Genomic DNA, 20,742 nt, shown 5'->3' with positions numbered 1-20,742 from the left:
CCCGTGTCTTCGAAAACTTTGGACATCCTGCTGTTGACACTTTATTGTTTATACACTGTTCCAAACACAAACCAGGGGTGTCCGCACTTCTGGTTTGCTCATATTCTTAATTCTGCCGTCGAAAAAATTTCATCTTTTTATTGTTTAGATTTATAATTGTTGATTCTGTCATAGGGTGATGATTTTTTATTTTGTTACGTATATTTTTTTACCTTCTATCTTAAACTGTACTTGCCCGGATTTCTCTATCGATTTCAGAACAGCGGATAACTTATTGTTACGAGAAATCCAACCTCCTGAACGGATATCATCAGGAACAGATTCATCATAAATGACCTCGACATCATACCAGCGGGCTATCTTTCGCATTGCCAATCGGAAATCGACCCGCTCAAAGTAAAAATCCCCATCTTTCCAGTCTGTAATATTCTCCATGTTCGCTTTAGCTACATTCAGATCAGTCCCATTGTTGACCAGCTGCTCACCTGGTTTAATCACTTGCTGATGTTTTCCAGATACCACCTGAACCGAACCTTCGATCAATGTAGTGGCAACAACTGCCTCATCCTTATAACTATTGACATTAAATTCAGTACCCAATACTTTAATTTCCTGATTCTTGGTTTGGACTATGAATGGATGGGCTTTGTCTTTGGCAACCTGAAAAAATGCCTCACCGTCAAGCCTTACCCTACGCAACCCACGTTCATTTAGGCTGGCAGGATAAGTCAAACTTGAAGCAGCGTTTAAATATACCATAGAGCCGTCTGGCAAACGCACCTTGTAAGTTTCTCCGTTAGCCGTAGATAAAGTGTTGATTTTATTTGGATCAGCCTCTGATCCTTTGATTTCATAGACCAGCTGTCCATCTACTGTTTTATTGATACTGATGCCCGCTTCATTGGCTAACTCCCCGTTTGAGGCATCAGACAATCTGATTTTTTTACCAGAAGCCAAAGTCAAGGTAGCTCCTTGCTTTCCGGGCGCCACATCATTTTTATAAGCGATTTTATCCGGATTTAATCGGTTGCCTCCACCAAAATAAAATAAGCCAGCACCAAATACCACCAATGCCACCGCAGCGGCAGCCACAATTCTTGGCCATAAACGTTTAACAACTGGTTGTTTTATCGTTTGAATAGTTTCCAGATCAGCCCAGATTTTATGCTTTACCTCCAGCCATTCTTCTTTAGAAAGCAATACCTCATCATTCTGATGTGACTGATGTATCCAATATTTGGCAACAGCTTCATCCTCGGAGGAATAATTCCCGGTGCGAACCCTTTCCAATACCTCTTTGATATCTATCCTTTGCATATACACTGATTAATGATTTGGCTAATCAGAAACAAAGTCGTCCGATCATTACCAATCGGGTACAAGACAAAAAAAATAAAATATAACCAACTGTATTACAGCGAAATAATTTTTAAATTATTCTTAAGGCTTCAGGATGTAGATCACATAAATGAATACCCCAAGATTAGTTTTCAGATGTTTCATTGCCCGCTTAATCTGGGTCGAAACCGTATGTTCAGAGAGCCCAAGCTGGCTGGCAATATCTTTAACACTTAAATTCCCCTCAGTTTTCAGCTGATAAATTTCTTTCATCTTAGGCGGCATCGCCGCAATCTCCTTATCAATCAAAGCGGTAATTTCTTTCTCTCTGATCAGATAATCTGTTTCGGTGCTGTCGATATCAATATAATGATGCCCTGAATCAACATATTGCTTAATCACATCTTTATGCCTGTAAATATCAAATATCTTGTTCAGTACTGATTTATATAAAAATCCGGAAAGCGTAGTACTTAAGATAAATTTCTGCCTGTTACTCAATAAAGCAGCAAAAATGTCGTGTACAATATCAGTAGAATCTTCTTTGTTGTGAAGCCGCTTTAATGCGTACAAATATAACAGCTGGCTATACCGATTATAAATTTCTTTAAATGCAGCATCATCACCAGTCCGGAAAAGACCGGCCAGTTCAGCATCACTGTATTTATTATAATCGTTCATCGCCTATACAATATACTAAAATCGGCTGCCAATGTAAAAATTATTTGGCACATAAATGCAGGGCGCAATCATGGGGAATCACTAAAAACGTTTTACCAACCTCCCTGGATAGAAAATAAGATAAAGATCACATGGAAACAGCCTGTTGCTGCTCATTATCCTGTCGCAAATCTTTCTGTTTACAAACCGACGACCTTTGTTTAGGCGACCCACCCCGCCTGCGCTTCTTCCTGCTTTCCTGTTCAGGCTCTTGCTGCAATTGTTCAGTCCGTGTACCACCGCTGTCAGGTTCTTTCGTTCCCTTCACTTCCTCAACAGCTTTTTCCGTTTTAACCAGCTTTTCCAGTTCAGCAGCCACTAATTCCAATACCTGCTTTTTGATCTTATCGTAATTGGCCTGCACATCTTCCGGTGTCACTTTTGCAATCATCGGCAGATCTACATAACTATCCTCTTCTGCTTTAATCGCCCCATGGTCATTCTGCACCTCCGCATGAAACATTTTTAAGCTGATCTTCTGATCGGGATTATCTGCCACAAAACCGACAAATTCCCCCGAAGATAAGGAAGCGATCTTGGCAGCAGGAATGGCAAAATCCAGTTGTGTGGATTTAGAAACCGAGGTATCTGAACTGTTGATGCTCGTACTTTGCCGGTCCTGCATGATCTTTCCAAAATTCTCACTCAGTCTTTTAGCGGTATCACCCGTTACCTGGCCGGAGATCACATTACCGACGATTCCCGTAATCACATCAGCCTGTTCCTTGCCATAATCTTTTCTCAGTTGGCTGAAGTCCTGCACTGCCAATGTGGTGCTGACTTTATTGCTTCTCGCTGTTGCAATCAGGCTATCCATATTGTTAAAAAATATGGTTGGGAATTCATCAAAGATCAAACTGCTTTTCAGTTGCCCTTTCCGGTTCACCAGTTTAATCATCCGGGAAATATAAAGCGACAATACCGCGCCATAAGTTTGCAGCTTCTGCGGGTTGTTACCCACACAGATGACCTTGGGTTCGTTCGGATTATTCACGTCCAGCGTAAAATCATTGCCGTTTAATACCCAATACAATTGCGGGGAGGCCAATCTCGCCAGTCCGATCTTTGCACTGGCGATCTGCCCCTCCAATTGTGCCTTGGCATTGTTCTGCCAGGCGGAGATAAAAGGATTGATCAAAGCCCTGATTTCCTGCTCCCGTTCCAATATCGCAAATAAATGATCGTATTCAGCCTGCATCAGCTCGATCACATGCGGCAAGGTACAATACCTGCCACCCTGGTACTTTTTTAAATACCATATGATAGCTGTTAAAAAGTTAACCGGAGATTCCACGAAAAAATCGCCCTGCTTTTTGATCCATTCGCGGTTCAGTCCCAGCATAATCGTGCGGGCAGATTCAATCGCATCAGTAATGTCGTCCATACTCTCCGGGTACAAAGGATTACAGCGGTGCGTGTAACTCGGATTGTCAGGATTGATCACAAAGAATTTCGGCTTGATCTGATAGTTGTGCTGATATTTGATCAGCTTGTTATACGCCAGCCTAGTCAAATCGTCGTACTTAAAGTCATACAGGAACATCGAAAAACCTTTCTTCAAATGCTGGTCAATGATGTGCCGGATCACAAAATAAGATTTACCTGCACCCGGTGTCCCAGCTACCAATAAACCCCTGAACGGATTGATCACATTGACCCAACTGTCTTTTATTTTTCCCTTATGGTGATATTTAGCAGGCAGGTTAATGGAATATTCATTTTCCAGCAGCCGTTCCTCCTGCGGAAACGTCTCATTTTCGGTGTTAAAAATATCCTTTTTCAAATTTAAGTGGATCAGCCTGGATAACCTGGTGCCGCCGGTAAGAACCAGTAAATAAGCCATTGTCGTTAATCCGATATACAGGCTCGCCAGTATGCTGTAGGCGCCATGCAGGTAGAGGGCCAGAAAGGACAGGCCGTATACCAGCAATCCGCTCAACAGATAAGCGATAATGCTTTTACGATTTGCTTTTTCATCCTTTTTGCCTTTAGCCCCCAACAAGGACACCATTAAGAAGATGAGTGCCGCTAATTTGGGTTTGAATATTCCGGCCAGCCAGCCGACCTTCGCCAGATTACTGCTGATGCGATCTGTAATACCGGCCGTTAAACCCCAATGTTGAAATGCGCCATAGCAGGTTAAATAGAAATGTACGGCTAGAATAAAAATACTGATCAGCCTGCTAAAATCGATGATCTTGCGTAAGCCTTGTGAATCTTCACCAGTGTTCATGGTATAAGTGATTAATGGTTTATAATGTGAGTTGCTGATCCTGCTCGATCACCAGCCCTTTTCTGCGTTTCTTTTTAGGTTTGGGTAATTTTACGCCGCTTTCCTCTTCTGTCCGGGCCAAAGCAATGTCCAGGAAGTTTGTTATAGCAGATGTTTTTAGATAGGTTTTGGGTTGATGCTCCTGCTGATTCGGTATTTGATGTGCCGGTTGTTTTGGTGCGGCGGATACATTTTGCATGTGCAATGCAGCTTTTTCAAACCTTTCTGACATCGCCTTTGCACTGTACGCCTTACCAAGATCACTCCCGTTGAATATGGTCTTGTTACGGTGGTCTATATAGGTAACGCCGTATATCTGCCCCTGATCATTTTTGCGGAACACAACATCGATGCTGTTCGTTCGCAGTTCTTTTTCAAGGGTTCCCTGACTGAGGTTCCCAAACTTAAAGAACAGCTTATCCAGTTCGTTTTTCAGTTCCGCTTTAAAGGGCTTTCGTTTCTCTTTATTACGCTCAAAACGCTTTTCCAATTCGTCCATTGTCGGTTTACAATATATGCTGCTGGCTTTTACTGGAATGCCTACCGGCTCGCCTTTACCATCCAGTATGGAATATAACAGCCCTCTTTTCTGAAACATCCGGGTATGTTCTGCGCCACGATCGGCCTTGATATTGAATTGCTCCAATATGGCCTTGTATTCGGCAAACGAGGTATAGCTGTATTGGCGCATTACCCCAGTGACTGTATTGCTGATGACCTGTTTAGTGGGCTTTTCGCCATAAATAGCAGGCATGATACTTTGCCCATGTTTCAATTCCCGGCCTTCCGCCTGAACCAGGCCATATTTTTTTTCCATATCCTTCCTGACGGGTTCTGAAAGCCGGTAGCCAATGCCGTGAATATCGATTCGTTCACCATCTTTTTGGATATTGGTTGTGGCAATATGGATATGTGGGTGGTTTGCATCAAGGTGCCTGTAGACCAAAAATGGCTGATCGCCAAAACCGATACGCTCCATATATTCCGCCGCTATCTGTTGCAGTTTGCTGTTATCCAGTTTATCGGAGGCATCAAAATTTAAAGTGAGATGCAGTGCATTGGTCTTCACTTTTGCATTCAGCTCAATGAGGTGTTTGAAACGATTGAGTTTTTGCATCAAGCTCATCTTTTCAATATCCCCTGCAAAGCCACTGGCCAGGATCAGTGCAGCCTCGCCCAGTTCTACCTTATCCTCATTGTAATGCAGAATGCCCCTAATACTTTTGCCGCTTTCTATTTTTGCAACCATAGATCTGCTAATTTTCCCACGATTACCAATAACCGGCTTACTCTGCCATCGACATCCTTATACAGCGCAGCCGTGCGGGTCACGTAAAATGACCGCTCGGCCGGGCTCTCACTGACGTGGAAGTGATGTGTCTGCTGATTGATGTTGATGCCGATGGCTTTCAGTTCTTTTCGTATCAAGGCCAGTTCTTCCATCGGGCCGTTCAGCGAAGCATCTTTGTGAAAAAGGGTAATGCGCTCCTGGCTCAGTATCTTCCTGGCTACTTCTCCAATACTCCGGCAATCACTGTCTTCGGCCAGCTTTTCCAGTCGCTGAAAAGTAGCCTTGTTCACCCGGATAATAATCGGGTGATTCAGCAGGGTTTCTTCATCTGTATAACGGGGTCTTGACATCTTCGCTTAGCTGAAATTTAAGGGCATACGAGTTCCGAGTATGACCACTGACCGCAAGGGCAGCAAGAGGTTTTTGTATACAAAAATCCATCTTGCTGCGAACCCGCGTTTGCCCAAAAAGCTGCTTATCCAATAGTTCATAAACTTCGGTTTAATAGTGAAATGATCGGTCCTTGAATGGAAGAAATAGACTGTTTGTTCAATCAGCTGTTTGATTGCGCCACTTTACCAAGTTGTTTCAACTCATCCAGCGGAATACAAGCCCTTAGCAATTGCCGGATCTTTTGCCGCGGTTCTGTTTTTACCATCTTCAATTTGAGATTTGGCGACCCGTTGTATTTCCGGCTCTTGACATCGGGTGTACCGATCTTCCTGGTCTTTGCATTGCGCACTTCGAGCACTTCTAAAACTTCCTGTTTCATCATTTTTAGGATTTGTCCAGCAAAGTTGTCAGAACGAAAATGCTGCACATCTACAGGGGTGACAAAAAGTTATTTCGATAATTCCGCCTGGGTTTATTTCTCACCCCTGTAGAGTTTGGCCGCTACTTGACCCTCATGTTTGTAGTCAAAACAAGAGCGATGAGACAGAAAGAACCTGGTAAAAAAAGAAACATCAGACCGGAAAAAGTGGTGGCGGTATTGGAAAAATACGACCGTAAAATAACGCTAGCGGAGGCCGAACTAATTTTGGAACTCAGCTATAAATTTGCTAAATTATCACTTGAACAGGTCAAAAACGGAGGTTCTACGAAACCAAGTCCAAAAAGGATGACCCCGCGCAACCTGTATAGGTAATCCATTAATTTATTGCAAATGACAAAAAACAAAAGCACATGAACACAACAAAAGCATGCCTTTACATCAGGGTAAGTACCGATGAACAGGCAGACAAGGGATTTTCCCAAAGAGATCAGGCTGAACGCCTGCAAATTTATTGTAACCAGAAAGGGATCGATGTAGTCCGAATCATATTCGAGGATTATTCTGCAAAAACATTTGGCCGCCCGGAATGGGCAAAAATTATTAGCGAACTGCAAAAAACAAAAGGCCGCTGTTTCGATCAGATCCTTTTCACCAAATGGGACAGGTTTAGCCGTAATACCGCTGATGCCTATCATATGATCAGGTTACTGAGGGAGTATGAGGTCGAACCTGTAGCCATTGAACAGCCACTGGATTTTGCAATTCCCGAGAGTAAAACGATCCTGGCCGTTTATTTATCCATGCCAGAGGTGGAAAACGATCGAAGGGCACTTAATGTGATCTATGGAATGCGTAGGGCTAGAAAAGAAGGCCGCTGGATGGGCAAGGCACTTCACGGGTACAAGAACAAAATTACCGAGGACGGCAGAAAGTACATCGGCCTGGTTGAACCTGATGCCTCGCTGATGAAATGGTGTTTTGAGCAAATCGCTGAAAACGTATTTGCGACCGAGCACATTTGGATGATGGCCAAGGAAAAAGGATTAAAAATCGGACGTTGTGGGTTTTGGCAATGTCTCCGAAACCCTGTCTATTGTGGAAGAATTGTGGTTCCAAAATTTAAAGACGAAGAGGAATACACAGTAAAGGGAGCCCATGAAGCACTGATTTCAGAAAGTCTATTTTACAAAGTGCAGGACGTACTGGAACTCAGGAGCATTAAGCAGGTAGAGCGTACAGTACACGGTCTGAAAGTGGTCACTCCTGACGAATTTCCATTGAGGGGCTTTATGACTTGCGCGGTATGTGGAAAGACATTGACCGGAAGCGGATCACTGGGCTGTCGTCAACGTTATTACTATTACCACTGCCAGGTGAAATGCAGGCAACGTTTCAGAGTAGAGGTAACCCACCGGCTCTTTGAAAATGAGCTTAGAAAATTTGTGCCAAGGGTAGGCATTCCCGAAATTTTTAGAATGATCGTGCTGGACACCTTTAGTGATGAATCGGCCTATATTAAGAACGAACGCAGAGAGATATCGAACTTGATTTTCCAGCAGCATCAGCGTGTAAATAAGTCAAGGGAATATTTACTGACCGAAACCATCAGTGAAGTCGAATATAACGAGATAAAAGAAGATTCTCAGCGCAAGATCATCCACTATGAAGCTGATTTAAAGGCAATTGAAGAACGTGTAAATCATGACTTTGACATCGAATCGATGGTTAAAGACCTATTATCACACATGGAAAACATTGTAAATCTGTACATTAACGCCAATACTAGCGGTAAGAGACATATTGTAAGTTCAATGTTTTCGGGAAAATGGGTATTTGATGGAGATGTACATCGAACTACGGAATTGAACCGAGCAGCCTCGCTTATCTATCAGTTAAACAACAGGTTACGGCATAAAAAAACCGGAGCCAAGATTGAAAAAAACTTGAACTCCGGTGAAGTACCCGAGAGCAGATTCGAACTGCCACGCCGTTGCCAGCGCCAGCCCCTCAAGCTGGTGCGTCTACCAATTTCGCCACCCGGGTATTTATTCTGCAAATATATACTTATTCAGATAATATCGTCAAGCCATCGTACGCTAATTTTATATTAGGGGGCAAATCTTTTTCCACATGCTCGTGAAGACCTAAATTATGGCTGATGTGGGTGAAATAAGTTGTCTCTGCGCCAATCTTTTCTGCAAACTCGATGGCCTCTGCCAGTGTGAAATGAGAAATGTGCTGTTCCTTCTGTAAAGCGTTCACTACCAATACCCGTGTTCCCTTTATTTTTTCAACAGTAGCATCGGGTATGGTTTTGGCATCGGTGATATAAGTAAAATCACCTATCCTGAACCCTAGTATTGGCAACTTATAATGCATAATGTCCAGCGGCACTATAGCAGTATTTCCTATATAAAAGGTTTCATCGTTTATGGTATGCAGGTCTATCTGGGGCAGTCCCGGATAATGTGCTTCCGCAAAAATATAAGAGAACTCCCTCCTCAGCGCATGCTGCACCCGTTCAACAGCGTAAATATCAATGTTCTTTTTTAACAGGTAATTGAATGGGCGGATATCGTCGAGCCCGGCCACATGGTCTTTATGCTCGTGGGTAAATACAATGGCATCCAGGTCTTTTACACCGGCCCGCAGCATCTGGTAACGAAAATCAGGGCCGCTGTCTATCACAATCGTCTTATCATCCGTTTCAACCAATACAGATACCCGCAGGCGCTTATCCTTATGATCTGCCGAACGGCAAACTATGCAGCTGCAGGTAATAACAGGAATTCCCTGCGACGTGCCCGTACCTAAAAATGTGACCTTCAAAATATATGTATTGCAAGCATGATGACCAAAAATAACAAATTACCTCAAATCAACTACTTCTACCCCGGGATATTTCTTACCGTCGAAGGTAAAGGTTGATTCAGGCACTTTTGCATTGCCTGTAAATGTTTTAACATAATAGGTATACTGGTTTCCGTTCTTTTCAAAAATCAGCGCACTGGCAATTTGTTTAGCATTCTTATCAATACTTAGCCTGATCTTAAAATAAGGATCATTGCTGTTTAAAGGTGTAAGATCAATAGTTTGATAAACTTTAGTACCCGACTTCTTCTCGCCGGTGTACAGGTACTTATACCCTTTTTCGTAAAGGGTGAATATTTTGGCCGGGTTTAAGGCATTGCTGCTATTGTCGACTGCAGTTACCTGAACTTCCTTTTCTTCTTTAAGATAAGTCCAAAGCGTCTTGCCATCGCTGATCAGCTCCTGCGCGCTGGTATTTACCCTGTATTTATTCGCGTTGGCCTTTACATACAAGGTTCCCTGCTGGGTTTCATTGACATTGCTTTGCTTAGCATCAATTACCAAACTAAAATCGGCCTTTACTATATCATAGGAACGGTACTTTTTACTTACCGCGCTCAAAATGGCCTTTGCCTTAGCATCGGTTTGCGCAACAGCAGTACACATATATCCGGTTGCCAGCATCAGCAACAACACAATTTTCTTCATGGCTCTCTCTTGTTAAATGTTAATCGTTGTTGAGGTCGTTCAAGAACTGTTCCAAAGCATAATCGTCCGGAATCAGGACCTCACGGGCTTTACTGCCTTCAAACGGACCAACTACACCTGCGGCTTCCAATTGGTCGATGATCCTGCCTGCGCGGTTGTAGCCCAGCTTTAGTTTTCTCTGGATCAAAGATGTGGACCCCTGCTGGTGCATCACAATTAACCGCGCTGCATCTTCAAACATGGAGTCACGCTCGCTTAAATCAAAATCAGCCTTGGCATTTTCTGCTGCTTCATCGATGTATTCAGGCAGCTGATAAGCTTCGGGATAACCTCTTTGCGCGCCGATAAACTCCGAAATCCGGTCGACCTCAGGTGTATCCACAAAAGCACACTGCAGCCTGATCAGATCGTTTCCGGTTGACAGGAGCATGTCACCCCGCCCGATAAGCTGATCGGCACCACCGCTATCCAGGATAGTACGGGAGTCTATTTTAGACAGCACCCTGAAGGCCAGCCTGGCCGGAAAGTTCGCTTTTATGGTACCGGTAATGATATTTACCGAAGGGCGCTGCGTGGCCAGTACCAGGTGGATACCTACAGCACGCGCTAGCTGTGCCAAACGGGCAATAGGTGTTTCCACCTCTTTACCTGCAGTCATCATCAGATCCGCAAACTCATCCACAATCAGCACAATATAAGGCAGGAAGCGGTGTGAATTATTTGGGTTCAGCTTGCGCTTAACAAATTTATCGTTGTACTCTCTTAAATTCCTTACCTGTGCATCTTTCAGCAAATCGTAACGCTGGTCCATTTCAATACACAGTGAATTTAAGGTATTGATTACCTTCTTGGTATCGGTAATGATGGCATCGGCCTCACCTGGTAGTTTGGCCAGGAAATGTCGTTCTATTTTGTTAAACAGCGTAAGTTCTACCTTTTTAGGATCTACCAGCACAAACTTAAGTTGCGAAGGGTGCTTTTTGTAAAGCAGCGACACCAGGATGGAGTTGATACCCACAGATTTACCCTGTCCGGTTGCTCCCGCCACCAGCAAGTGTGGCATTTTAGAAAGATCACCGATATAAACCTCATTGGATATGGTCTTCCCCATGGCAATAGGCAGGTCCATAGTAGTTTGCTGAAACTTTTCGGTAGCCAGTATACTGCGCATGGAAACCATTTCGGGATGCATATTGGGCACCTCTATACCAATGGTTCCTTTACCCGGCATTGGGGCAATGATACGGATTCCAAGCGCTGCAAGGCTCAATGCAATATCGTCTTCAAGGTTTTTGATTTTCGAGATCCTTACCCCCGGTGCCGGAATGATCTCGTACAGCGTTACCGTTGGCCCAATGGTAGCCTTGATCTTATCAATTTCTATATTGTAATGGTTTAGGGTTTCTACAATCTTATTCTTATTGGCTTCCAGTTCCTCGGCGTTTACAGATATTTTATTGGAGCCATAATTTTCCAGCAAGTCAAGGTGTGGATATTTATAACTGGACAGATCGAGCGTTGGGTCATAGTTTCCAAATTGTTCTACCAGCTCTTCCGACTTTTTATCTTCCTCAGTCTTCTCAATGGTCAGTTCCGGTTCCGGCTTGGCCGCCGTAGTTTCCAGTGTAGGCGAAAGCACCACCGGCGGGGGTGTCATCACATTTACTGCAGGCGTAAATACAGGTGGCGCCTCCTCTTCATCAATTTCCTTGTCCTCAAGCCTGGATGGGGTAATGACTATATTTTGCTCCTGCCGGCGCTGTTTCCCTAATTTATCGTTCAGGGTAAACTCTACCGGTTCTGAACGCACTTCGCTTTCCAGTTCTACATTTTCAGGTACATCCGGTATAAAGGCTGCTTCCTTCTTTTTACGTTCGGGAATCTTAAAATCTATGTTATAAGCTATAATCAACACGGTTAAAGCCAAAAAGGCGATTAAACCGCCAACCCCGGCAACACCAATCTGTGCCACCAGCAACTTATTGGTCCAGTAGCCAAACTCTCCTTCTATATAATGGGGTGTATTGCTGAAAAAAGAATGCGCAAAACCCAAGGTAAGTGAAATGAACAATAAAAAAAATAGGCTGTAGCCCAGTGTTTTTTCTATTGCAAAGATTTTTACCTTAAATAACAGGCGGTAACCAATTACAAAAAAGACAAAAATAAACAGGAAGGAAGCCAGGCCAAACCACTCGTAAATAAACTGGTGCGACAATAAAGCACCTATTTTGCCCAGCCAGTTTTGTACAACCGGCGGGATGTTTACCTGCTGCAGCTCTTCATAGGTTTTAAAAAGATTGTCCCAGCCCCCGTTTGCATCTATAACATAACTATAATCTTCCTGCCAGGTGAACAGGTACGAAGTAAAAGCGATAAGGAAATAGAGCGACAGGATGACAAACAGCAATCCTACAATTTTCACAAATCTGCCATCCTGAAAGTCAAAACGAGGCAAGATTTCGGTTCTTTCCTTGAACGGTCTGGTAGCAGATGATCTTGAGTTTTGCTTATCTCCTGCCTCATTTTTAAATGAATTGGACTTAAATTGGTTTCCCCTTACCGACATCTTTCGTTACTAATATTAATAATAAAACAAACTTAAATAATTTTGTGCATTTGTTCCCCTATTTGCCATTATTAAATAAATTACCCAATTTTAACCTAAATTTAACAAAGCAAATGGCCGATCTGGAAACACTTATTGAAACAAACAGCAAACAGGAAATTTTTGATCTGCTATCACAAAATCCTTCGCTGGCAGCCAAAGATACCAGTCATGGCATTTCCCCGGTGTTGCTGGCCTGTTATTATAAGAAACCAGACATCGCCGCACTAATTGCCGGTTTTGGCCCAAAAATTAATTTGTTTGAAGCCTCGGCATTGGGCAGGCTGGAAGAAGCTGCACTTTTAATAGATCAGGACCCCGATGCGGTAAATGCATTCTCCAAAGATGGCTTTACTGCCCTGGGCCTTGCCGCTTATTTTGGCAACGAAGAAATGGCAAAATTGCTCATCTCCCGTAATGCAGAAGTAAACACGCCTGCCAACAATGGGTTTAACGTTTTCCCTATACATTCTGCCGTTGCTGCAAAGAATTACGACATCACCAAAATGCTGATCGATGCAGGTGCAAACGTAAATGTGGTACAACAAGCCGGCTTCACTCCTTTACATGCCGCGGCACAGCAAGGCGACATAGAGTTGATTATTCTGTTGCTTGAAAATGGTGCCGAACTAGACATTGCTATGGAAGGTGGCAAAGTAGCCGCAGATCTGGCCAGGGAAAAAGGTTTCGTTGAAATTGCCGAAATATTAAAACTCTGATCACACGTCCCAGATGCTCATCCTGATCTTTTTGATGTAATGCCTTACATCGAGCACCAGTGCCGCCAGTACATAGAATACAATAGGGAAGCCTACCGCAAGAAATGAGGAGTAAATAAAAAACAGTCTGATTTTACTGATAGATATATTAAAACGCTCGGCCATATAAGTACAAACACCAAAACTCTGCTTTTCAAAAAAGGTAATGATCCGCTGGAACATGTTATTTTTTTTAGATTTTAATTCCTATATCACAATTTAATCATTTTTTCTGATTACAGTAGTATTTATTTAATTGATTTCCCCTTGTAGTTGGTAATGAATACCCCAATAATGATCAGCACTGTTGCTATGAGGATATCCTTTGTAATGACCTCATCTAAAATAAGCCACCCAAGGAATAATGCAATGACGGTATTGAAATAGGTAAGTATAGAAACTTCTGTTGCAGCCACCTTTTTTAAGGCATAATGGTAACAGAAAAAAGCGACAACAGATCCAAATACAGCCAGATAACTTACAGCCAGCATACTGTTAAGGCTCCATTTGGCAACGTTGTGATCGGCAGAGAAAAGAAAAGCCAGGACGAATTGTACAACTGCCGAAAAAGCAAACTGGTAAAAAAGATCTAAAAAAATATGATCAGATTTCTGATTGTTCTTTTTGATGTACAGGGTACCAATGGTCCAGCCGCTAATGGCAAAACACAAAAACATAATGCCGGTTTTATAATTCGGATCGAGCAGTTCGCTTAGCCCCTCCCTGAATATAAACACCACCCCCAGAAAACCGATGGCAACACCAATAAATCCTTTTAACGAGGGTTTTTGCAAGCCTATTGCCACACAGGCCAAAAATACGATGAGCGGGTTTAAAGCATTCAGTAATGAAGTTAAGCCACTGGGTATGGTTTGTTCTGCCACCGTGGTCATGCCGTTAGCCACCACAATCATGAGCAGTGACAGCAGCATCTGACGCCTTAAATAAGGCCAGTCCTTCCATATCAGTTCTCTTTTACGGAGCAAAATAACCAGCAGTACGATGGCTGCAATAGTTTGACGGATAGCCGCAACAAACCATGGTGGTATGGTTTCAACAGCTACACGGATACCGAGGTAGGTGGTACCCCAGATCAATGCTACTCCCGTTAAGGCAAAAAGCAGCTTTACATCCGGTCGTCTGATCATATCAGGCCTGCAGCCTGCAGGATCTGAGCCATTTCCTCTTGTAGTCTCAGTGCTTCTTCCCGTGCTTTTTCAGCAAAGTCCTCGCCCTTACTGGCGTAAATGATAGACCTGGCAGAATTGACCAGCAATCCGCATGTTGAGTTTAAGCCGTACCGGCAAACCTCTGCCAGGCTTCCACCCTGTGCACCAACACCTGGCACCAGTAAAAAATTATCAGGAGCCAGTCGCCTGATGTTTTCAAATTCTGTACCCCTGGTTGCACCAACCACGTACATCAGTTGCTCACTATTGGCCCATTCGGAAGAAATACGGATTACCTCTTCGTACAATTTACCTTCGGGTGTATGGTGCAGCTGAAAATCACTATGCCCGGCATTCGAAGTCAGCGCCAGAAGGATCACCCACTTACCGGCATAATTTAAAAAAGGACTTACGGAATCCTTACCCATATAAGGGGCAACAGTAATGGCATCAAAGCCCATTCCCGATTTCCCTTTATTAAAAAATGCATCGGCATACATGGCAGAAGTATTGCCAATATCGCCCCGCTTGGCATCAGCTATCGTAAAGATGTCTGTCGGGATGTATTCCCAGGTACGGATTAAAGTTTCCCAACCCTTTAAACCCATAGATTCATAAAAAGCCGTGTTAGGTTTATAAGCCACACACAGGTCTTTTGTAGCATCGATAAGTTGTTTATTAAACTCGAGCACAGGGTTTTCATATTTGAGCAGGTGTTTGGGGATCAGTTCCATAACGGGATCCAATCCAACACATAAAAAAGATTTTTTATTTTTAATTTGCTCAAATAGTTGTGTCTTATTCATCAGGGGGTAAATTTTGGGTGCAAAGATGCCAATTTCTGCGCTCATTTAAAGGCGCTTCTAAAAAATTAATTATCTTTGTTATAAACAATTTCATTTTTTTCTTGGAGATTAGAATTCAAATACATACAATTGCACCATAATTCTCTAAAGTTTATCTGATCATTCCAGAAAATTTCTTAAGATTTTGTTCAACAACCCCATCTATAAATGCATTTTTTTGCACTGTTTACTTGATTAAAAAAAATTCTCCACATCCATATAATGTTTAATAAAACAGAATTAAATGAAAAGCTCACGGCTGAATTACGTGAGATAGCAAAAACCCAGGGCATTTTAAATGCTGACGAGTTGCGTAAAGCCGAACTGGTTGAAATTATTGCCCAGATTAGCGAGCAGATGACCGAAGCAGAACCTGCTCCCAAAGCAGCACCGGCAAAAGCCGCCAAAGCAAAAGCACCAAAAGAACGTGCTGCAAAAGCAAATAGTGAAACTCCTCAGCCTGATGAACAGGCTGCCGATACCGAAGTTTCTACAAGCACCACTGCACCTGCCGAAAAAACCGCTGCACCTGTAAAGGAACGCAATGCTAAAGCAGATACCAATAACGATACTGCAAAAGAAAATCAGGGTGATAAACCTGCCAGAAAAAGAATTCGCATTGCAGCCAAGGAAGTAGCAGAAGAAAATGTGCAAAGGCCATTTAACCGGGCTTCGTTATTTGATCCACAACCTGCGAAACAGGAAACACTTTTTGAAGCGCCTGCAGAAGTTGCTCCCCAAGAGGAACAGGCACCTGCCACGGCTAATCCTGCAGCGCCTGCAGCCGAGCCAAAAATTGCAGCACCTAATGCAGACAATAAAAAGCACCGTCCTCAGGAAAACAGGCCAAAGAACCCGAATAACAACAACGGGAACAGTCAACATAAACAAAATGAAAACAGCTATTCTAATCTGGACTTCGACAATACCATTACCAACGAAGGTGTACTGGAAATTATGCCGGATGGATATGGCTTTTTAAGATCTGCCGATTATAACTACCTGTCGTCACCGGATGACATCTACGTATCCCAATCGCAAATCAAATTATTTGGTTTAAAAACAGGCGATACCGTAAAAGGAAGTATCCGCCCGCCAAAAGAAGGCGAAAAATACTTTCCATTGGTAAGGGTAGAGACCATTAACGGACGCTTACCTGCTGATGTAAGGGACCGAGTTCCTTTTGACTACCTTACCCCACTGTTCCCTACAGAAAGATTAAACCTTTTTACAGAAACAAATAACTATTCGACCCGTATCATTGACCTGTTTACCCCTATTGGTAAGGGCCAGCGCGGTTTGATTGTTGCCCAGCCTAAAACCGGTAAAACCAATTTACTGAAAGAGGTTGCCAATGCCATCGCAAAAAACCATCCTGAAGTTTACCTGATCATTTTATTGATCGACGAACGTCCGGAAGAGGTAACCGATATGGCCAGAAGCGTAAGGGCAGAGGTGGTTTCCTCTACTTTTGATGAACCGGCTGATCGCCATGTGAAAATAGCCAATATTGTACTGGAGAAAGCCAAACGCCTGGTTGAGTGCGGCCATGATGTAGTAATCCTTCTGGATTCGATAACAAGGCTTGCAAGGGCCTACAATACTACAGCCCCGGCTTCAGGAAAAATCCTGTCTGGTGGTGTGGATGCCAATGCATTACATAAACCTAAACGTTTCTTCGGTGCTGCCCGTAACATTGAAAAAGGTGGTTCATTAACCATACTTGCAACTGCATTGACCGATACTGGTTCGAAAATGGACGAGGTGATCTTTGAAGAATTTAAAGGTACAGGTAATATGGAACTGCAGCTGGATCGTAAGTTATCTAACAAACGTATCTTCCCTGCTATTGATATCACCGCTTCAAGTACACGCCGCGACGACCTGCTGCACGACAGAGATACTTTACAACGTGTATGGATACTGCGTAACCACCTTGCCGACATGAACTCTCAGGAAGCAATGGAGTTTGTTCAGGCTCAAATAAAAGGCACCAAATCCAATGAGGAATTCTTAATTTCGATGAATAGCTAATTCAAAGAAAGGAATTCTTTATCCATGATAAAAAAACACATTCCAAATGCCATTACCTGTGCCAACCTGTTTTCGGGTTGCATAGGTATTGTGCATGCTTTTAATGGTGAACTGGAAATGGCAGCCTATTTTGTACTGCTGTCTGGTATATTCGATTTCTTTGATGGCTTTGCAGCAAGACTGCTGAATGTTAAATCCAACATCGGTAAAGAGCTGGATTCTTTGGCCGATGTGGTAAGTTTTGGCTTTTTACCTGGGGTGGTGATGTTTCAACTGTTAAGTCAAAGCGATGGCCCTTCAGCTTACCTGCCTTATGCAGGTTTTATCATTACCATATTCTCTGCATTAAGATTGGCGAAATTTAATGTAGATACCAGGCAGACCGAGGATTTTATTGGATTAAACACACCGATGAATACCCTGTTTATTGTATCGCTGCCCTTTATTCAGAAAGACTATCCTTTACTGATCAGTTCAGTGCCCTTCTTGTTGGGACTTGTGGTATTGCTGAGTTGGCTATTGGTTAGCGAGATCAGAATTTTCTCGCTCAAATTCAGTTCGGCAGGATGGCAGCAAAATAAAATAAAATACCTTTTCCTTATTCTGTCTGCAATACTTATTCCTTTTCTTAAATTCCTGGCCGTACCACTTATACTGGTTTTATATATAGGTTTATCGCTGATTCATTTCAGGAATATCCCAAAACAAACTGCAAATTAAAGCTGTTTTTCCAGATCAGCTTTAGCTTCATCAAGCTGCGCATATAAAATCTCGACAAAAGCGCTGATCTCATCAAATGCTGCAGGCAGCTGATCAATATTTTTAAGCTCTCGGGCATTGTTCTCCATCATCTGCATATGATCCTTGGCATCTTCGCGCCCCACGTAAGCAAATGTAGGCTTTATTTTATGCGCGCAGTTAGAGGCCCTGGGCCAGTCCTGATCTGCTATCGCCTTCCCCAGGTCTGAGATATACAAAGGAGTTTGCATCTTGAACATATCTATCATCTCTATGATAAATTCAGCACTGTCCCCAGACATATCCCTTAAATAAGAAAGGTCTAAAGGCTCATTATTCTTTTGTAAGTTTATCATCATAGACAAAAATAACGAATTTATATTTTTGATACTGACAAATTATCACTTAATCTTTCTAATATTTCCGATACAGAGCACTTAAACACCGGATGAATGTAATCAGGGGCGATTTCGGCCATAGGCTCCAGCACAAATTTCCGGTCCTGCATATGCGGATGGGGAATCTGAAGGCGTTTGCCGATGTCTATAATCTGATCTCCAAAAAATATAATATCGATATCAATTAACCGGGAGCCCCATTTTTCATGCCTTACCCTCCCCAGGTCCAGCTCAATGGCCAGTATTTCTTCCAATAGCTGCAAAGGACTAAAAGTCGTCTCCGCTACAACTGCCCTGTTCAGAAAAGAAGGCTGGTCTTCCCTGCCCCATGCTGCAGTTTCATACAAAGATGATTTCAACAGAACGGGACCAATCCGCTTTTTAATTTGCTCAAGCGCCTCTGTCAGCAATTTATTCCGTTCACCCAGGTTACTTCCCAGTAACAAATAAGCTTTTTCAGTATCCAAATGCATATATTTACAAATTAAATATTTACCTGGCACATGAGAGAATTTTTTAAGTATGTTTTTGCAACAGTTGTTGGCATAGTCATTTCAACAGTGTTGTTGTTTGTGTTTTTTATCGTAATCATTGTGGGTATCGTAAAATCCTCACTCAAAGAGGATAAGGTTAGTGTAAGCAGCAATTCTGTACTGTACCTGAACCTGGACCAGGTGATCACCGAACGTACACCAGACGATCCGCTTTCCAAACTCCCTATAGTTGGTTCAGATGAAGACAAAAGCATTGGTTTTAATGATTTGATCCGTGCTTTGCGTGCCGCTAAAACAGACAACAACATCAAGTGTGTTTACATCAATGTAACCTCGCCCCAGGCAGGTTTTGCCACCATGCGTGAAATACGGGATGCACTGCTTGATTTCAAAACCAGCAAAAAGAAAATTATAGCCTACAGCGAGGTATATACCCAGGGTGCATATTACCTGGCGTCAGCTGCCGATAAAGTTTACCTTAACCCCGAAGGTGCGCTGGAGTTTAAAGGACTGAAATCTGAAACCATGTTTTTCAAAGGCGCATTGGATAAACTGGGCATTGAAGCCCAGATTGTAAGGGTAGGTAATTATAAAAGTGCCGTTGAGCCCTTCTTTGCCGATAAAATGAGCGACAAGAACCGCGAACAGGTAACCGTTTACCTGCAGGGACTATACCACACTTTCCTGGATGGTATTGCAAAAAGCAGGAACGTCAGCGCTGAAACTTTAAACCAGATTGCTGATAATTATAAAATCCAGCAGCCTAAAGATGCACTGGACTATAAAATGGTGGACGCACTCAAATACAAGGACGACATCATTGAAGAATTGAAAGCACTAAGTGGGAAAGATAAAAAGAGCAACCTGAGCACCATTACCATTAATGCTTATGCCAGAAATACTGTAAAAAATACAGGCAGCACTTCAGACAATAAAATAGCCGTAATTTATGCCAATGGCGATATTACCGGCGGAGAAGGCTCGGATGAACAGATCGGCTCTGAACGCATTTCCAGGACCATCCGGAAAGCCCGTCTGGACGAGAACATCAAAGCTATTGTTTTAAGAGTAAACTCCCCAGGAGGCAGTGCCCTGGCTTCAGACGTGATCTGGAGGGAAATTGTGCTAGCTAAAAAGGTTAAGCCTGTTATTGCTTCTTTTGGCGATGTAGCTGCCTCTGGAGGTTATTATATTGCCTGCGCAGCAGATTCTATTATTGTGCAGCCCAACACCATAACCGGATCTATTGGCGTATTCGGGGTGATCCCTAACTTCCAGAAACTTTTCAATGAAAAGCTGGGCATCACCTTTGATGGGGTAAAGACAGGTAAATATGCAGATATCATGAGTACCGACCGGCCAATGACACCAGGTGAAAGACTAATTGTACAAAACGATGTAAACCGTGTATACGACAGTTTCCTTACCCGTGTGGCCGATGGACGAAAAAGATCCAAAACCTATATTGACAGTATTGCCGGTGGCAGGGTTTGGGTGGGTACCGACGCCGTAAGAATTGGCTTGGCCGACAGAACCGGCAGCTTTAATGATGCCATCATTTCTGCCGCTAAAAAAGCCAAAATAAAAGACTACCAGGTGATAGAATATCCTGAAATGCTCGACCCTTTCAAATCCCTGATGGAGAGTACTACAGATAAAGTAAGAACGTATTATACCAAACAGGAACTGGGCGCAAATTATCCTATTTATCAGCAGTTGAAATCAGCCTTATCCAGATCGGGAATACAAACCAGGATGCCTTTTGACATTAAAATACTATAACCCA

The 20,742-nt window shown here is 43.0% G+C and carries 19 protein-coding genes, 1 tRNA gene and 1 pseudogene; 6 read left to right on the top strand and 15 right to left on the bottom strand.

Going from position 1 to position 20,742, the window contains the following annotated elements; genetic code table 11:
• Positions 1-186 precede the first annotated feature (186 nt).
• The 6 genes from ABIE26_RS17715 to ABIE26_RS17690 form a co-directional block, all read right to left on the bottom strand.
• Positions 187-1,317: a FecR family protein gene (locus ABIE26_RS17715; RefSeq protein WP_354376189.1), complete on the bottom strand. Its 1,131-nt coding sequence runs from the start codon at positions 1,315-1,317 to the stop codon at positions 187-189.
• A 123-nt stretch (positions 1,318-1,440) separates the two neighbouring features.
• Positions 1,441-2,019 carry an RNA polymerase sigma factor gene (locus ABIE26_RS17710; protein ID WP_354376188.1) on the bottom strand — a complete coding sequence of 193 codons (579 nt, stop codon included), beginning with the start codon at positions 2,017-2,019 and terminating at the stop codon, positions 1,441-1,443.
• 127 nt (positions 2,020-2,146) lie between these two features.
• Positions 2,147-4,291 (bottom strand): conjugal transfer protein MobC, encoded by a 2,145-nt coding sequence (gene mobC, locus ABIE26_RS17705; protein WP_354376187.1) that lies wholly within the window; start codon positions 4,289-4,291, stop codon positions 2,147-2,149.
• 19 nt (positions 4,292-4,310) lie between these two features.
• Positions 4,311-5,579, bottom strand: a complete 1,269-nt coding sequence (locus tag ABIE26_RS17700) for a relaxase/mobilization nuclease domain-containing protein (RefSeq protein WP_354376186.1) — start codon at positions 5,577-5,579, stop codon at positions 4,311-4,313.
• Positions 5,564-5,971 (bottom strand): mobilization protein, encoded by a 408-nt coding sequence (locus ABIE26_RS17695; protein WP_354376185.1) that lies wholly within the window; start codon positions 5,969-5,971, stop codon positions 5,564-5,566. Before ABIE26_RS17695 ends, ABIE26_RS17700 begins: the two co-directional genes overlap by 16 nt.
• 203 nt (positions 5,972-6,174) lie before the next feature.
• Positions 6,175-6,396 carry a hypothetical protein gene (locus ABIE26_RS17690; protein ID WP_354376184.1) on the bottom strand — a complete coding sequence of 74 codons (222 nt, stop codon included), beginning with the start codon at positions 6,394-6,396 and terminating at the stop codon, positions 6,175-6,177.
• Positions 6,397-6,552: 156 nt separating this feature from the next.
• Here ABIE26_RS17690 and ABIE26_RS17685 point away from each other — a divergent pair, with 156 nt between their 5' ends.
• Positions 6,553-6,768 carry a hypothetical protein gene (locus ABIE26_RS17685; protein WP_354376183.1) on the top strand — a complete coding sequence of 72 codons (216 nt, stop codon included), beginning with the start codon at positions 6,553-6,555 and terminating at the stop codon, positions 6,766-6,768.
• 38 nt (positions 6,769-6,806) lie between these two features.
• Positions 6,807-7,595, top strand: a pseudogene (locus ABIE26_RS17680) (recombinase family protein); the annotation flags it as partial.
• 760 nt (positions 7,596-8,355) lie between these two features.
• Here the strand turns inward: ABIE26_RS17680 and ABIE26_RS17675 are convergent.
• The 4 genes from ABIE26_RS17675 to ABIE26_RS17660 all read right to left on the bottom strand — a co-directional run bounded on the left by ABIE26_RS17675 (position 8,356) and on the right by ABIE26_RS17660 (position 12,481).
• Positions 8,356-8,439 (bottom strand) — tRNA-Leu (locus ABIE26_RS17675).
• 21 nt (positions 8,440-8,460) lie between these two features.
• Positions 8,461-9,225 (bottom strand): MBL fold metallo-hydrolase, encoded by a 765-nt coding sequence (locus tag ABIE26_RS17670; protein ID WP_310144351.1) that lies wholly within the window; start codon positions 9,223-9,225, stop codon positions 8,461-8,463.
• A 39-nt stretch (positions 9,226-9,264) separates the two neighbouring features.
• Entirely contained in the window at positions 9,265-9,915 is a 651-nt protein-coding gene (locus ABIE26_RS17665; RefSeq protein ID WP_310144348.1) for a LolA family protein, read from the bottom strand.
• Between the two features lie 19 nt (positions 9,916-9,934).
• Positions 9,935-12,481 carry an FtsK/SpoIIIE family DNA translocase gene (locus tag ABIE26_RS17660; RefSeq protein ID WP_310144345.1) on the bottom strand — a complete coding sequence of 849 codons (2,547 nt, stop codon included), beginning with the start codon at positions 12,479-12,481 and terminating at the stop codon, positions 9,935-9,937.
• A 113-nt stretch (positions 12,482-12,594) separates the two neighbouring features.
• Between ABIE26_RS17660 and ABIE26_RS17655 the strand changes: the two genes are divergently transcribed.
• Positions 12,595-13,239 carry an ankyrin repeat domain-containing protein gene (locus ABIE26_RS17655; protein ID WP_310144342.1) on the top strand — a complete coding sequence of 215 codons (645 nt, stop codon included), beginning with the start codon at positions 12,595-12,597 and terminating at the stop codon, positions 13,237-13,239.
• Here ABIE26_RS17655 and ABIE26_RS17650 read toward each other — a convergent pair whose 3' ends face one another.
• From ABIE26_RS17650 to pyrF, 3 genes are all read right to left on the bottom strand, one after another.
• The gene (locus ABIE26_RS17650; protein ID WP_310144339.1) at positions 13,240-13,461 is read right to left on the bottom strand and encodes a PspC domain-containing protein; all 222 of its coding nucleotides are present in this window, start codon (positions 13,459-13,461) and stop codon (positions 13,240-13,242) included. It abuts the gene before it with no gap.
• A gap of 65 nt (positions 13,462-13,526) precedes the next feature.
• On the bottom strand, positions 13,527-14,426 hold the full coding sequence (locus ABIE26_RS17645; protein WP_310144337.1) for a DMT family transporter: 900 nt from the start codon (positions 14,424-14,426) through the stop codon (positions 13,527-13,529).
• Positions 14,423-15,253 carry an orotidine-5'-phosphate decarboxylase gene (gene pyrF, locus ABIE26_RS17640; protein ID WP_310144335.1) on the bottom strand — a complete coding sequence of 277 codons (831 nt, stop codon included), beginning with the start codon at positions 15,251-15,253 and terminating at the stop codon, positions 14,423-14,425. Before pyrF ends, ABIE26_RS17645 begins: the two co-directional genes overlap by 4 nt.
• A 261-nt stretch (positions 15,254-15,514) precedes the next feature.
• On the opposite strand from pyrF, the gene rho reads away from it, so the two are divergent.
• On the top strand, positions 15,515-17,326 hold the full coding sequence (gene rho, locus ABIE26_RS17635) for a transcription termination factor Rho (RefSeq protein ID WP_310144332.1): 1,812 nt from the start codon (positions 15,515-15,517) through the stop codon (positions 17,324-17,326).
• Between the two features lie 24 nt (positions 17,327-17,350).
• Positions 17,351-18,046, top strand: a complete 696-nt coding sequence (pssA, locus tag ABIE26_RS17630) for a CDP-diacylglycerol--serine O-phosphatidyltransferase (RefSeq protein ID WP_310144330.1) — start codon at positions 17,351-17,353, stop codon at positions 18,044-18,046.
• On the opposite strand, the gene ABIE26_RS17625 is transcribed toward pssA, so the two are convergent.
• Together ABIE26_RS17625 and folK are read right to left on the bottom strand one after the other, a co-directional pair.
• A complete protein-coding gene (locus tag ABIE26_RS17625) occupies positions 18,043-18,423 on the bottom strand; it encodes an Hpt domain-containing protein (RefSeq protein WP_310144328.1) in 381 nt (126 codons plus the stop codon). The two genes, pssA and ABIE26_RS17625, sit on opposite strands and share 4 nt — an antisense overlap.
• A 17-nt stretch (positions 18,424-18,440) precedes the next feature.
• Positions 18,441-18,935, bottom strand: coding sequence for a 2-amino-4-hydroxy-6-hydroxymethyldihydropteridine diphosphokinase (folK, locus tag ABIE26_RS17620; protein ID WP_310144324.1), 495 nt, complete (start codon positions 18,933-18,935; stop codon positions 18,441-18,443).
• 30 nt (positions 18,936-18,965) lie between these two features.
• Between folK and sppA the strand changes: the two genes are divergently transcribed.
• The gene (gene sppA / locus ABIE26_RS17615; protein ID WP_310144322.1) at positions 18,966-20,738 is read left to right on the top strand and encodes a signal peptide peptidase SppA; all 1,773 of its coding nucleotides are present in this window, start codon (positions 18,966-18,968) and stop codon (positions 20,736-20,738) included.
• Positions 20,739-20,742 lie beyond the last annotated feature (4 nt).

The sequence above is a fragment of the Pedobacter africanus genome (genome assembly GCF_040548825.1).
GTDB classification, from domain to species: domain Bacteria; phylum Bacteroidota; class Bacteroidia; order Sphingobacteriales; family Sphingobacteriaceae; genus Pedobacter; species Pedobacter africanus_A.
This window is presented reverse-complemented; position numbering and strand designations above follow the sequence as displayed.